Below are 13,017 nucleotides of genomic sequence, written 5' to 3'. Positions count from 1 at the left end.
CGCCTCCGACGGATTACTCATTGAAAGTTTGGTACGCCTGCACTCTTAGGACTGAACGTCTTTTGCGCTTTCAGTGATAAGACCTATTTTCTGCAGTAAAGTTGCTTGCTGGTTTAACATTTCAGTTAAACTTTCTTCGTCTGGGTGATCCCAGCCCAAAAGATGCAGAAGACCGTGGGCAGCCAGCCATGCAAGCTCGGTTTTTAAGCTGTGCCCCTGCTGTTGGGCTTGCCGGCTTGCGGTATCGACAGAAATGACGATATCACCCAAATATAAGGGCAGCTCCTCGATTACCATAGCTGCTGGAGGACATTCTACCTCTAAAGCCGCAAACGCCAAAACATCTGTCGCTTGATCTCGATGCCGGTACTGAGCGTTGAGGCTTTGGATTTCAGCATCGTCACTCAGACGCAAGCTCAGTTCATAAGTCGGTGCCGTCGGCATATCCGGGTGCAAGATTTCTAGCCAATCACAGAACCAATCCTGCCAGGTTTCCTCGCTAATTGGGCTGGCTGACGGGTCATCACCATAGAAATAATCCTGCACACTGACTTCAAATTCTACGCTTCCCATGCCGCCTCGCTTTGTTATTAACGAGTCAGATAAGCCAAACCAACCAGGACAGCCAACAGGCCGGCACTGGTCATCACAAAATGCTTCACAGAGGTGCCACGCTTACGCACCATGTTTCGCATCGCCAGCTTGACATAACTATCTTTTTTTGATTCTGAGCCTGGGGCCGGCTGCTCAGAAGTTGGGGACGGTGAAGAGGGTTGGCTCATAGGGATGGGTCGTTAGGGTTTAAATTCAGCTGATCTAGCTGAAAATCGCTTTAATTGTAAAGATAAACTGACAAAACTACCTTATTAATCTAACAAGTTATCTGGCAAAGAGTTGCCAATTTGCTCAATTCTCAAGGGGGGTGCCGGCAACACTTGCGGTCCCTCCTCGAATACTACAGGTCGGCGGCTTGATGCTGCCGGTTGGGATCGTTCTCTTAAGCCTTGTTGCAGTGCTCGCCCGACTCAAACTCGCCTTCAATCGCATAGTTGAGCAACTGATCTAGCGGAGCAACAACCGTGCTGTTTTAATTTGGGATATTTATAAAAATCTATTAAAAGCAACAAAGTTAATACAGCTCAATATAACAACAGTGTAAAGTTTTATAAAAACAGGCGTTAAACTTCTAGCGAACGCAACGCCTTTACTAAACTTAAGCCTAACTCTAAGGACAAACAAACCATGAGCTTTAAAAAAATGCTGGTTGCCATTGATCGCTTAACCCTAAGTGAAACAGTGTTTGAGGAAGCCCTAGAGCTTGCCCAAAAACAAGGTGCTAGCCTGATGGTGTTTCACTGCATCAACTGGCAAAACGAGGGACAGATCACGCCGCTAACGGGGTCTTCTATCGGGTTTGATGTTGGGAGTGGTATGGGTCTCGATCCAACCGGCGGAGTCATGGAACAAACGTTGCAGCAGGAGCGTTTGCAACAGGAACTCCAGCAAGTGCAAGGATGGATAGACACCTATGGACAAAGAGCGGCAAAGTTGGGAATTGCCACCGAATCTTATTACAAAGTCGGCGATGCCGGTCAGAGCATTTGTGAAGTCGCTCGAAACTGGGGTGCAGACTTAATTGTGCTCGGGCGTCAAGGCCATACAGTGTTGACGGAGATGTTGATGGGAAGTGTGAGCAATCATGTTTTGCATCACGCTCCCTGTTCCGTTCTCGTGGTGCAAGGAACGAAGCTGGCAGCACAGGCGTAAAGGCGAAAGCATTGGTGTCAACTGTAAGCATCTGGGCGAAGCGCAATATTCTCTTCGCTACGCGACCGGGGAGACGATGCCCACGCCGGCTGACGCCCCTACAGCCAGAAGATCACACATCGCTCGCGCAACTTGGCAGGAGAAAGCATCAAGGGTTTTTCACCCTACGCTGCGAGGGTTTGGGCTGTATGAGTGCGGTTGAAACCGCCAAGCTTAAATTGACACCAATGCCAGAATTCGCCCCTACAGCCGGTAAATCTCGTATTTGCTGGTGCTGGGTAGCTACCTACATATCGCCGCCGCGAGCAGCCAGCAAAAAGATGACGATCGGCCCAGAAAGCATGATCAGAGCAACAAACGTTAGCTGAAAAATTGCTTCCCAATTGACGTTGCTGACAAAACTCGTTAAAAAGTCCATTCTTCCTCCCGACTTGACCCAACAGATTTGGATGGCTAAGCTTAAAAATCCGCTTTTGATTTTACCTGTTGGGTGCTCATTTTTTTTAATTAAGTTTACAAAAATCAATAAAATGCAAAATATGGAAGTCCGCAGTCCCACCTGCTAAGCTCAAATGACAAGGCGTAAAAGTGAGTTTTGACAATGGCCACTTGGCGATGTGTGAAGCAATGTGGGGCGTGCTGCTACCTCGAACCCTCAGAGCGTCCCGATTTGGATGAGTATTTATCGCCAGAAGAGCTAGAGCGTTACCTCAGCATGGTGGGCGTGGATGGGTGGTGCGTTAATTTTGATCGCGCGACGCGAGAATGTCGCATTTACGAAGAGCGGCCTCGCTTCTGCCGCGTGCAAGTTAATGTTTTTCAAGATTTATACGGCATTGAGGCAGAAGAATTAAACGAGTTTGCGATTGATTGCTGCCGGGAGCATATTGAAGATATGTACGGCGAGCGCAGCTTGGAAATGCACCGATTTGACGAGGCAGTGGGGATTTAAAGCGATTTTCTGGCGTTGCCGGCTTTTTTACTCTTACCGTCAAATGCTTACTACCCTATACCTGACGAGGGTAAGTTTTTCGTTTGGTCTATCGGCAAGACAGAAGTGCCTGAATAAAACTCCGATATTTTCACTCTCTATGCCCTATGCCCCATCCCCCATCCCTCACACCAGCAATCTCTGCCGGCAGGCTTGATATTTGATCCCCTTTTCTGAGAAAATGAAAGGAATATGAAAAATAGCGGTGAGCAAAATTGTTTGTGAAACCTTTGTCTGCGCCTTCAACCTTGCCGGCACCTGAGTTCCCGGTTTCTGGAGTAGATAGCCCCCAACACTTAAGCAAGCGAAAATTGAACGATAGTGGTGAGGCATTGTCGGCTGAACGTAGCGAAATTAAAAGTTTTCAGACAGCAGAACGGGCGGCAAAACCGAAGACGCGCAAGGGATTATCCGTTTTTTGGTCTACGTTTATAACTATTTTCCTAGCTGAACTCGGGGACAAAACCCAAGTGACAACACTGCTAATGAGTGCAGAATCTCACTCGCCTTGGCTAGTTTTTGCGGGTGCCGGTACAGCACTGGTTGCTACCAGCTTAGTCGGCGTTCTATTAGGTCAATGGCTAGCAAAGCGGCTTTCTCCGAAAACTTTGGAAACCTCAGCCGGTGTAAGTATGCTGCTGATTTCCGTACTGCTGCTTTGGGATGTATTGCGTTAAAAAGCTCAATCCATTAATACTTTATAACTCAGCACTGATTAGTTACTACTTTCTACCACTCAACACCAAGCACTAAGCACTCAGGACTGGCAATTATGGACTGGCAACTGATCGGATTAAGTTTTATAACGGTATTTTTGTCTGAATTAGGAGACAAAAGCCAATTAGCAGCGATCGCACTCAGTGGCAGTTCTAAATCGCCTTGGACAGTATTTTGGGGAAGCGTTGCCGCCTTGTTATTAGCTAGTTTTCTGGGTGTGATTGTTGGAGAAGGCGCAGCTCAACTTTTACCGGCTCGTTTGGTTAAGACAGTTGCCGCAGTTGGCTTTGCACTTATGGCTTTGCGTCTACTTTGGCCCAAGGAAGATTCGCCTGAAAATTTGGAAGAAGGCGTTGGGGATTAGGCAAGAGTGCGTGATTCCTCTTTGACCCCACAAAAAGCAAAAGCCCCTGCGATCACAGGAGCTTTAAAAATTATCAAAAACACAATTAACTGATGGCTTCAGCCGGTGATTGCCGGTAGCACAAGCTCAAAAGCATCGCTGCAGATGCTATTTTGAGCGCTTCTAAGGCCCAATAACTGCCGTGCATCTGATTCATTGCGGTGGGAACTTCGGATGCCGGCTCAAACAAATTTAGCTGCATTCCCAAAGCACTCATGTGAGGGGTTAGGCCATAAGTATCCACCAAAGCAACCGCCAACAGGAGCAGAGATAAAATAATTGCTGTGCGCCCCCGTGAGATCGGTAGATAGTGGGTGTTGAGAAGAACTAATGACCCCGTCAGCGCTAAAGCTGCACCGACTAACTCTAGGCGATTAAACACCCAGAAAATAGAATAGCCTGCCGAAGCAAACCCCGGTTGAGTGAGCATCCCTGCCGTGTAAAGACCGGGCATCATTACGAAATCAACAAGCAAGCTGGCACCGAGCCAGAATGCTAGCGTAAAAATGACAACGGTTTGCCAGGAGGGTCGCTTGAATTCATCTTGAGAAATAGCCGCCATAGAACTTCCTCTTGCTGCCTTATCTTTAGCTTAGCCAAGATTCGACCGAACAAATATGAAGTATTTTTACGAATAAAGCTGCAATCAATTTAGAAAAAATTGTGTTAATTTCTGCTGATTTATTCTAGGAATTCTTAAGACATTTTTGCAGCACCGGCTTGCCGAAAACTATAATTGATAAAAATCCGGTTTAACCCTATCAGAGCGGATCGCATTGAAACCCAATGGGGAATTGAAATATGCGTGTTGCATCGGTATTTGGAGCAAGCTTAGCAATTTCCGCAGCAAGTTGGGCAATAATCGGCCCACCAGCACCGGCAGTGCAGCTGGCAGATGGCACCGTCTATTTTGTTCAGCCACCCCGCTTGGTTGAAGCAACCACAACCCAAAAAGATACCTATGTTTGGGGCGCAACCTACTATTTCACCCTGAGTGTCCCAGAAAATGCCGGCGAACCGCTTCAGCAGGTAACATTCAACCAAGCTGAAGGCACAGACAGGGTGCGATTTGAGCTGGAAGACACCCGCTCATTTGAAGGAACGCGCTGGGACAAAGGCACAAAATTAGCCCTAGGGCCGGTTGCGAAAGATCCGCAAACGGAAAGTATTTCAGTCAGGTTTGACCCGCCCATACCTCCTGGCAAAACCGTCACAATTGGCCTGCGTCCGTACCAAAACCCACGTTATAGCGGCATCTATCTTTTTGGCGTCACCGCTTTTCCTGCCGGCGAAAAAGCTCATGCTCAATTTCTTGGATATGGCCGGCTTCATTTCTACAGCAGCAGTGATGGAGGATTTTGAAATTGCCGAGAAGGGCGGGATTAGGAAACTCTGGGATTTGAGGATTTGGGTGTCTGTGAGGCTTAGCCAGGAAAAATTTACTCGATAAAATAACTCTAAATTGGCCGGCACTCGGTATACTCAGAAGTCAAAACTCAAAAGCTCAGAACTGAATGAAAGCAGTTATTTTATTATCTGGAGGATTGGATTCCTCCACCGTTTTGTATCAAGCCAAAGCGGATCGTTGTGAGTGTTATGCCCTTTCTTTTGATTACCGACAGCGACACTGGCGAGAGTTAGAATCCGCTGCAGAAATCGCCCACTCTGCCGGTGTTGTAGAACATCAAATTGTCAGCTTTGACTTGCGTCAGTGGGGCGGTTCTGCCTTGACGGATGACCGGCTAGATTTGCCTTCTGAACGCAGTTTGGCAGAAATGGCTGTAAATATCCCCATCACTTATGTCCCCGCCCGCAATACAATCTTTTTAAGTTTTGCCGTCGCCTATGCTGAGGCAATCGGTGCGGAGCGGGTTTATATTGGCGTGAATGCTTTAGACTATTCCGGCTATCCGGACTGCCGGCCTGACTATATCCAAGCTATGCAGGAAGTGTACCGCTTGGGAACTAAACAGGGGCGAGAAGGACAGGCAATTACCATTGTCACACCCCTACTAGACCTTAAGAAAACTGAAATTATCCAACTGGGCAATCGATTGGGAGTTCCTTGGCAGCAAACTTGGTCTTGCTACGCCGGCACAGAAGAAGCTTGTGGCGTGTGTGACTCGTGTCGGTTGCGTCTGGCAGCCTTTGCAGAATTAGGCTTAACAGATCCCTTGCCCTATACACCACCAGAGGGAACCGACCGTTTTGTTTGAGACAGTGCCAAGTTAGTGATAAATACTGCCATTCGGCATCACCAACCCCTTCAGTTTTGCCACAGTTAAATCTGTATCTGTCAAATCGACCTCTAGCAAATTTGCGCCTCTGAGATCCGCTTCTGTCAGGTTAACCCTCACTAGGATCGATGCCACCAGAATTGCCTCAACCAAAATTGCCCCTATCAGGATCGCTTTGGTCAAGTTTGCCCCAGCTAGTATTGCTTCAGTCAAATTTGCCATAAACAAATCTGCCTCAAACAGCAGTGCCGCACTCAAGTTTGCCTGAACCATGTTGGTTTCAACCAACTTTGCGCTAGATAAATCTGCATTTGTCAAGTCTGCCCCAGCCAAGTTGGCCCTCGTTAAAGTTGCCCCTCTCAGGTTGGCCCCCCGCAGATCTGCCCGCCCTAAATCTGCCCCAGTCAAATTGGCCTTTCGCAAATCCGCCCCAGCTAGGTTGGCCCGTCGCATATCCGCCTCAACTAGCTTCGCCCCGCGCAAGTCCGCTTTCTCTAGCTTTAGGTTGTAAAAACTTCTTTCTCCTGCTTCATACCGCTTCAGAAGTTCTTCAGCCTTCATGTTATCTAGCTTAGCCTTCATCATCATTTAATTTTCTATCTTGTTTGTGCATGGCGTTAGTCAACTGATTGAAAAAGGCATCTCAACAGTTAAGCATTTAGGAACTTTCAATTCAGTTCGCCCGCCATATTTCAAAGATAGAAGGTGCAGGTAAAAAAATCGGCAGGAAATCGGGAAGATATCAGGTAAAAAATCGGGAAGATATCGGGAAGATTCTCAGCCGCTAAAAATCAAGTTTTCCTCAAATAGAAGGGCCAGATTCAGGAACTTGTTTGAGCCGATAGCCCACGCTGTGAACGGTTTCTATCAAATCATTCGGCGCTCCTACAGCCTTGAGTTTCTGTCGTAGGCTTTTAATATGGGCTTTGACCGTTTCTTCCTCAGGAAAATCGCGATCATCCCAAACCTGTTCCAGCAGCACCCGCCGGCTCAGTACCCGCCGGCCATTACGAATAAAAGTTTCTAGGAGAGAATATTCTTTAGGGGTCAAGTGCAGAGGTTGGCCGGCGTAGGTGACTTCATAGGTACTTGGCTCGAGCCGCAAGTCGCCCCATATCAAAATTGCTGGGATTGAAGGCCCCCGGCGCAGCAAAGCGCGTATCCGCGCTAGCAACTCTGCCAGATCGATTGGTTTAACGACATAATCATCGGCACCGGCATCCAAGCCTCTAACTTTATCAGTGCTGGTGTCGCGAGCCGTAATCAGGAGGATAGGGAGGTCATATCCATGAGAGCGCAGGCGCTGGCAAAGAGCGATTCCATCTAACTTAGGAAGCATGACATCTAGCAAAATCAAGTCATAATCCACCCCTGTGACTTGCTGCCAACCGGCTTCCCCATCCGTTACAACATCCACTGTATACCGCTGATCTCCGATGGCTTCAGCTAAAGCCTCAGCAAGACGCACATCATCTTCTACCAGAAGAATTTTCATCGTTAAATTTGTGTTGAAATTTGAAAGCGCTCATACTTTCTCCTGCTACAGGATGGAAGAATATTAGTTTTAAAGAGGATAACTTTCATGAAAAAGTTGATTTCAAAAAACATTATTCCAAGCGGGTTTAGTTTAGCGTTGCTCATTTTGAGTGGCGTTAGTGCGATTTCATATCAAAGTATGGCTCGACTGATTGACACTTTTAAATGGGTGCAGCACACCTACGAGGTTCAGGTAACCCTAGAAGGTTTGCTTTCTACTATCAAAGATGCAGAGACGGGGCGGCGGGGCTACATTATCACAAGTGATAAGAATCTGCTCAAACCCTACAATGCAGCAATTGAAACAATTAACCCACGAATCCAAAATCTGCGAGAGTTAACTGCGGATAACCCCAACCAGCAGCGCCGGCTCGATATCCTTGAACCCTTAATTGCCGAGAAAGTGGCTGGTTTGAAGGAGTCGATCGCCTTGTCGCAAAGCCAACGCAATAGCGCTTCGTTGCAGATTGCCCTAACAGAAGAGGGTACAAGGATCATGGATGAGATCCGCCAGAAGATCCGGCAGATGCAAAACGAGGAGCAACAGTTGTTAAAACAACGCTCAGCCGCCGCTGCGGCTAGCCTCAGACAGGCAATGCTCACCGACTCCATTGGCACCGGCCTTAGTTTTGCGCTGCTGTTATTAGTTTACTCTCTCCTCTATAGCGAGAACAAAAAACGCCGGCAGGCAGAAGAGGCGCTTCGCATAGCGAATGAAAAATTAGAAATTAGAGTGGAACAACGAACCGCAGAGTTAGCGACAACCAATCAATCACTCCAAGCTGAAATTATCGAGCGCCAACGAGCCGAGGCGGCTGTGCGAGAGAGCGAAGAACGCTTTCGTTCCTTGATCGAAAATGCCTTGGATATTATTACTGTTTTGGATGAGCGCGGCACTGTGCGCTATGAAAGTCCATCGGTTGAAAAAGTTTTAGGATACAAACCAGAAAACTTGCTAAATCAAGACTTTTTTGGCTATATTCACCCGGATGATGCGGCAACTGCCCTTGAGACTTTCACTCATGCCATCAAAAATTCAGGGAGTGCTTTATCTATCGAGTTTCGCTTTCAGCATCAAGACGGTTCCTGGCTTATTTTTGAAGCCATCGGTCAGAAGTTTTTGGATGTTTCGGGAGCGATTAATTTTGTTATCAATTCTCGCGATATCACAGGACGTAAGCGAGCTGAAGAAGTTCGCATGGCGTTAGAAAAAGAACAAGAACTTAGTGAACTCAAACTACGCTTTTTTTCGATGACTTCTCACGAGTTTCGCACGCCTCTGAGCACAATTCTAATTTCAGCTCAAATTCTTGAAGGTTGTAATGACCAATGGCTGGATGAGAAAAAACTTAGAAACATTCTGCGAATTCAATCAGCCGCCAAAAGTTTAACGCAACTTTTAGCTGATATTATGACAATTACTAGGGCAGAAGCTGGAAAACTTGAGTTCAACCCTAGGCCGCTAAATTTAGAAAATTTTTGTACTAATTTAGTGGAAGAAATGCAGTTAGCGGATAACAATCAGCACCGGCTCGTTTTTGTGAGTCATGGTAGAGAGACTTTGAAGGCTGGGGATGTTTCTTTGCCACGTACCCTCGCCCCCTCAACCGTGCAAGACAAATCACGTCTTGAAGGGGACAAAGGATTTGGAATGCCTCGCATGGATGAAAAGTTACTGCATTCTATTTTGACAAATTTGCTGTCAAATGCGATTAAGTATTCTCCTGCCGGCAGTACCGTTTGGTTTACACTGTCTTATCAACTGCCAGAAACAAAAAGAGATTTTGAGGAAAATCTAGAAGCTGCCGGTGAAGATTACCCACCTTCAGACCTTGCTGTTTTTCGCATTCAAGATGAAGGCATCGGCATTCCTTTAAAAGACCAGCAACGGCTATTTGAGTTGTTTCATCGAGGAGAAAATGTTGGCAAAGTTTCAGGTTCAGGCTTGGGACTAGCGGTTATGAAAAAGTGTGTGGAATTACACGGCGGCAACATCACAATAAGTAGTGAAGTGGGAGCCGGCACTACATTCACAGTGACGATTCCTTTAAATTATTGAAACAAAATTTTTAAGGATTGGGTGGATCGTCAAATTCTGAGTGTTCCGGCTGCACTTCTACAATGTCTTCGATTGCATATTGATTGAGCTGTTCGCTGTCTGGTGAAGACTCCAGACGATGAATTTGAATTTTATTCAAGCGCGGGCCTTCGGCTGAGATGACCGTGAGTTCCAAATATTCATATTTTAATATCTCGCCAACCGTGGGAATTTTCTGCATTTCGTAAAGCAGGAAACCTCCCAAAGTTTGGTACTCATCGGTCAAGGGCAAATTTAAATTGAGCAGATCGTTGACTTCTTCTAAGTCTAGTTGGGCCTGTACGATGAATGTCTGCTCGTCTAAAATTTCCACGTTCAACTCTTCTGTGTCTGCCGGCTCAACGCTATCACCAATAATTTCAGCAATCACATCTTTAATCGTGACTAAACCGGCAGTCCCGCCAAATTCATCGACGATCATCACCATATAAGTGTTGGATCGCTGCATCAGTTGTAGTAGTTCGCGCAGAGGGGTGTATTCTGGCACAAATCGAGCCGGTCGCACCCAAGGCTGCACCTGCGTTTCTGGGGTGAGAATGCCTTGAGATAAAGGCTCAGCCAGCTCCTTGAAGTCAATAATGCCGCGAATATCGTCTAAGGATTCCTCCATGACGGGATAGCGGGAATAGTCGGTGGCTACCACTTCAGCAAGTAGCATTTGGAAGGTGGCTGTCGTGGGAAGAGCGGTAATGCTGGTGCGGGGAACCATGATTTCTCCGGCTGATACGTCCCCAAACTCAAAGACATTGTTGAGCAGTTCTCGCTCCTCTGCTTGCAAGCCGGTGGACTCGCTGGAGGTGGCGATAATTAGCTGTAACTCTTCTGGGGTGACTTGATGATACCAACCTTGGCCGGTGTAGCGAATTCCCACGAGCCGCAGCAGCCAGCGAGTCGATTGATTGAGAATCCAGATAAAGGGGTTGAAAATACGGGCGATAGCCAAACTGGGCGAACCTAAGAACCGGGCGAGCTGCTCTGAGTACAGCAAGGCAACAGATTTGGGACACAACTCGCCTAAAACAATTTGCAGGTAAGCAACCAGGAAAAAGGCGATGGGGATGGAGAAAGAATGGGCCATCACCTGCTTCATGGCCATTGGCAGGGGCAGGTGAACAATGGTGCCGGCAACAAGTCCAGACATTGTATTCTCACCGATCCAGCCCAAGGCGAGACTAGAGAGGGTGATTCCTAACTGGGTGGTGGACAGCAGCCGGTCTATACTGCGCTGTAAGTCTTGAACGGTTTTTGCTTGGATATCGCCGGCATCGACTAACTGGTTAATTCGTGATCGCCGAACCGACACCATCGAAAACTCAGCGGTTACAAAAAAAGCATTGATTGCAATCAGCAGAAACACTGCTAGCAATCGCAGCGTGACATCTGACGGCGTTAAGTCAGAAGCGATAGAGGCTCGATTCACTAAACTGCTGTTAGCTGCCTCCAAGACAGCGACAGCGGAAGTGTTCGTCCACCAAACAGAGAAAGGGTTTAAAGCAGGCACCGGCGTCATTAATGATTGGGGACTGAAACGTGAAAAGAGAAAATTAAAAAACGAGAAGCTGCACGGGAGTTTCCCCAGGATAATTCTCGCTTCTCCCTAGTCTATTCCGCTTCATTCCTATTGCTTAGCTCACCCCTAGGATGCCAGACATTTGCAAATGCCAGGGTCGATGAAAACCGACTGTCAGCTTGAGTCAAAGCTGTGATGCCTGGTTTACTAGGGCTGTTGGAATCTTCAACTTACCAGAAAAGCACTCACCATTTGGAGCGATTGTTCTGGCAAACCCTGGAGGTTGACGCTCAGCAGTCGCCCCTGGGCATCTGTCGGTTTAGCAGGCTACTGAGTTTTTTCATCTTCGCTTTCAGCCTGATTTTTTTGTGTGTTCGCCCCTTTGCCTTCCATGTGGGCTTTGACGTTTTTCAAGATATCTGGCTCTTTGAGAATGAGCATCTGATCCCGATTGGCCGGAGTTCCCTTGCGGTTTCCGACATTACTATTATTAGGGCGGACATCCGGCTGCGTAATTCCTTTGAGTGCTTCACGACCTAAGGCAAACCCCCAGGTTCCGCTCACCATGCCGGCTGTAAACATCAGGGCTAGGAGAGTGAACGTGAGCGCCACAGTTGGATTCAATTTCATGGTGTTGGTGAGGAAGTAACCAAATGGCTATGCTAAGGGCAACAATAAACTTTATTGTAGTTTCAAAGTTTTAGCACGACCTTCGGGAAATTTAAACGGTAGGACGCGCAGTCAACGATTGCGGTCTGCCCAAATAAGTGGACACCGGCAGCCGATTTAGGTTATAATTTTTTTTACGTTTGGTAAGATTAGAGGATTGGACTAGGAAAGTCGGCAAAAAACTGCCTACTCATCCTGAAGTCCGATAGCAATCCGCTATAGTAATACCAATACTTTCCGGCAGTTGGCCGAGCGGTTCAGGCAGCGAACTCATAATTCGCCCTAGGCAGGTTCAACTCCTGCACTGCCGATTTACTTTATGTTGAGATGTGCGGCATTGTCCCTATCAGGCCGATTCTGGATCTGTGAAGAATGCCAGATACGGCATGATAAAGATGTAAATCCAGCCATGCAAATCCGAAATTTTAGCGCCAGCCGAGTTGATTTTATCCGGTGGCGGTGCAAGTGTGGCGCGAGAACAAATCAGTGATAGTGCTAGGGGTTCTGGATTGGCCCATTGTAGTCTACGGTTGCTTGAAACGTGTTTTGATCAACAGTAACGACACTTTCCACTGTTGGAGTCATCGATCCAGGACTGCCGCCTTTAAATGTGAACGTCCAAGTGCCATCGCCGTTATCAACGAAGGGAGAGTCGATGGAGGGGCCATGCATGGAACTTTCGGCACGATACTCGTTTAATCCGCCGTTTGCCATCTCAGCCGCTTGACGAGCGATGTTTTTAGCGCGATTTAGTTGAATCGGATTAATCGCCGGCACAGAAGTGTTGTCTATTGCTTGAGCGAAAGAAGCGTTAAGGGGAATGGCCATTTCAGCTAAAGTTCGGGTTGCCGGTGCGATAGCGGCCACAGCTACAGCAGAGAGAACGAGGATGACTGTTTTCACGTTTGATACACTCCTGAGATAGGACAGTTTTTTTCTCAGCCAACTCATTTTAAAAGGATCTAAACCAGAGTCGGTAAAGAAAGTCGTAGAATTAATTAATACATCAACCCAGAAAATCTCTTGACTATCAGACTCATCCAGGAAGTATTTTATAATCATATATCAGACGCTGAGGCACTTCACTTT

At 47.2% G+C, this 13,017-nt stretch carries 16 protein-coding genes and 1 tRNA gene; 8 read left to right on the top strand and 9 right to left on the bottom strand.

What is annotated here, in order from left to right:
* Window positions 1–45: 45 nt before the first annotated feature.
* Window positions 46–573: an rRNA maturation RNase YbeY gene (ybeY, locus tag H6F56_RS24920; protein WP_190674510.1), complete on the bottom strand. Its 528-nt coding sequence runs from the start codon at window positions 571–573 to the stop codon at window positions 46–48.
* Window positions 574–590: 17 nt separating this feature from the next.
* Window positions 591–782 (bottom strand): DUF3285 domain-containing protein, encoded by a 192-nt coding sequence (locus H6F56_RS24915; protein ID WP_190674507.1) that lies wholly within the window; start codon window positions 780–782, stop codon window positions 591–593.
* Between the two features lie 460 nt (window positions 783–1,242).
* Here H6F56_RS24915 and H6F56_RS24910 point away from each other — a divergent pair, with 460 nt between their 5' ends.
* Complete coding sequence (locus H6F56_RS24910) at window positions 1,243–1,767, top strand: universal stress protein (protein ID WP_190674504.1); 525 nt, start codon at window positions 1,243–1,245, stop codon at window positions 1,765–1,767.
* Window positions 1,768–2,053: 286 nt separating this feature from the next.
* Here the strand turns inward: H6F56_RS24910 and psb30 are convergent, their stop codons facing one another.
* On the bottom strand, window positions 2,054–2,185 hold the full coding sequence (gene psb30 / locus H6F56_RS24905; RefSeq protein ID WP_190674501.1) for a photosystem II reaction center protein Ycf12/Psb30: 132 nt from the start codon (window positions 2,183–2,185) through the stop codon (window positions 2,054–2,056).
* Window positions 2,186–2,368: 183 nt separating this feature from the next.
* On the opposite strand from psb30, the gene H6F56_RS24900 reads away from it, so the two are divergent.
* From H6F56_RS24900 to H6F56_RS24890, 3 genes are all read left to right on the top strand, one after another.
* Window positions 2,369–2,719, top strand: coding sequence for a YkgJ family cysteine cluster protein (locus tag H6F56_RS24900; RefSeq protein ID WP_190674499.1), 351 nt, complete (start codon window positions 2,369–2,371; stop codon window positions 2,717–2,719).
* A 260-nt stretch (window positions 2,720–2,979) separates the two neighbouring features.
* Window positions 2,980–3,435 carry a TMEM165/GDT1 family protein gene (locus tag H6F56_RS24895; RefSeq protein ID WP_190674497.1) on the top strand — a complete coding sequence of 152 codons (456 nt, stop codon included), beginning with the start codon at window positions 2,980–2,982 and terminating at the stop codon, window positions 3,433–3,435.
* Between the two features lie 95 nt (window positions 3,436–3,530).
* A complete protein-coding gene (locus tag H6F56_RS24890; RefSeq protein ID WP_190674494.1) occupies window positions 3,531–3,839 on the top strand; it encodes a TMEM165/GDT1 family protein in 309 nt (102 codons plus the stop codon).
* 85 nt (window positions 3,840–3,924) lie between these two features.
* Here the strand turns inward: H6F56_RS24890 and H6F56_RS24885 are convergent, their stop codons facing one another.
* Entirely contained in the window at window positions 3,925–4,440 is a 516-nt protein-coding gene (locus H6F56_RS24885) for a DUF4149 domain-containing protein (RefSeq protein ID WP_190674491.1), read from the bottom strand.
* A 239-nt stretch (window positions 4,441–4,679) separates the two neighbouring features.
* Here H6F56_RS24885 and H6F56_RS24880 point away from each other — a divergent pair, with 239 nt between their 5' ends.
* Both H6F56_RS24880 and queC read left to right on the top strand, forming a co-directional pair.
* Window positions 4,680–5,240, top strand: a complete 561-nt coding sequence (locus H6F56_RS24880; RefSeq protein WP_190674488.1) for a DUF2808 domain-containing protein — start codon at window positions 4,680–4,682, stop codon at window positions 5,238–5,240.
* Window positions 5,241–5,392: 152 nt separating this feature from the next.
* Window positions 5,393–6,094, top strand: a complete 702-nt coding sequence (queC, locus tag H6F56_RS24875; RefSeq protein ID WP_190674486.1) for a 7-cyano-7-deazaguanine synthase QueC — start codon at window positions 5,393–5,395, stop codon at window positions 6,092–6,094.
* A 12-nt stretch (window positions 6,095–6,106) separates the two neighbouring features.
* On the opposite strand, the gene H6F56_RS24870 is transcribed toward queC, so the two are convergent.
* Both H6F56_RS24870 and H6F56_RS24865 read right to left on the bottom strand, forming a co-directional pair.
* A complete protein-coding gene (locus H6F56_RS24870; protein WP_190674483.1) occupies window positions 6,107–6,703 on the bottom strand; it encodes a pentapeptide repeat-containing protein in 597 nt (198 codons plus the stop codon).
* A gap of 214 nt (window positions 6,704–6,917) precedes the next feature.
* Window positions 6,918–7,610, bottom strand: coding sequence for a response regulator transcription factor (locus H6F56_RS24865; RefSeq protein WP_190674480.1), 693 nt, complete (start codon window positions 7,608–7,610; stop codon window positions 6,918–6,920).
* 87 nt (window positions 7,611–7,697) lie between these two features.
* Here H6F56_RS24865 and H6F56_RS24860 point away from each other — a divergent pair, with 87 nt between their 5' ends.
* On the top strand, window positions 7,698–9,710 hold the full coding sequence (locus H6F56_RS24860) for a CHASE3 domain-containing protein (RefSeq protein ID WP_190674477.1): 2,013 nt from the start codon (window positions 7,698–7,700) through the stop codon (window positions 9,708–9,710).
* Between the two features lie 10 nt (window positions 9,711–9,720).
* On the opposite strand, the gene H6F56_RS24855 is transcribed toward H6F56_RS24860, so the two are convergent.
* Both H6F56_RS24855 and H6F56_RS24850 read right to left on the bottom strand, forming a co-directional pair.
* The gene (locus H6F56_RS24855) at window positions 9,721–11,259 is read right to left on the bottom strand and encodes a hemolysin family protein (protein ID WP_190674475.1); all 1,539 of its coding nucleotides are present in this window, start codon (window positions 11,257–11,259) and stop codon (window positions 9,721–9,723) included.
* Between the two features lie 327 nt (window positions 11,260–11,586).
* Complete coding sequence (locus H6F56_RS24850) at window positions 11,587–11,889, bottom strand: hypothetical protein (protein ID WP_242032157.1); 303 nt, start codon at window positions 11,887–11,889, stop codon at window positions 11,587–11,589.
* 277 nt (window positions 11,890–12,166) lie between these two features.
* Between H6F56_RS24850 and H6F56_RS24845 the strand changes: the two genes are divergently transcribed.
* Window positions 12,167–12,239, top strand: a tRNA-Ile gene (locus tag H6F56_RS24845).
* Between the two features lie 184 nt (window positions 12,240–12,423).
* Here the strand turns inward: H6F56_RS24845 and H6F56_RS24840 are convergent.
* Window positions 12,424–12,831, bottom strand: a complete 408-nt coding sequence (locus tag H6F56_RS24840) for a hypothetical protein (protein WP_309236631.1) — start codon at window positions 12,829–12,831, stop codon at window positions 12,424–12,426.
* Between the last annotated feature and the right edge of the window lie 186 nt (window positions 12,832–13,017).

This window comes from Microcoleus sp. FACHB-672 (assembly GCF_014695725.1).
Lineage (GTDB): Bacteria > Cyanobacteriota > Cyanobacteriia > Cyanobacteriales > Oscillatoriaceae > FACHB-68.
The sequence above is the reverse complement of the archived record's forward strand: the minus strand, read 5'-3'. Positions and strand labels throughout refer to the sequence as shown.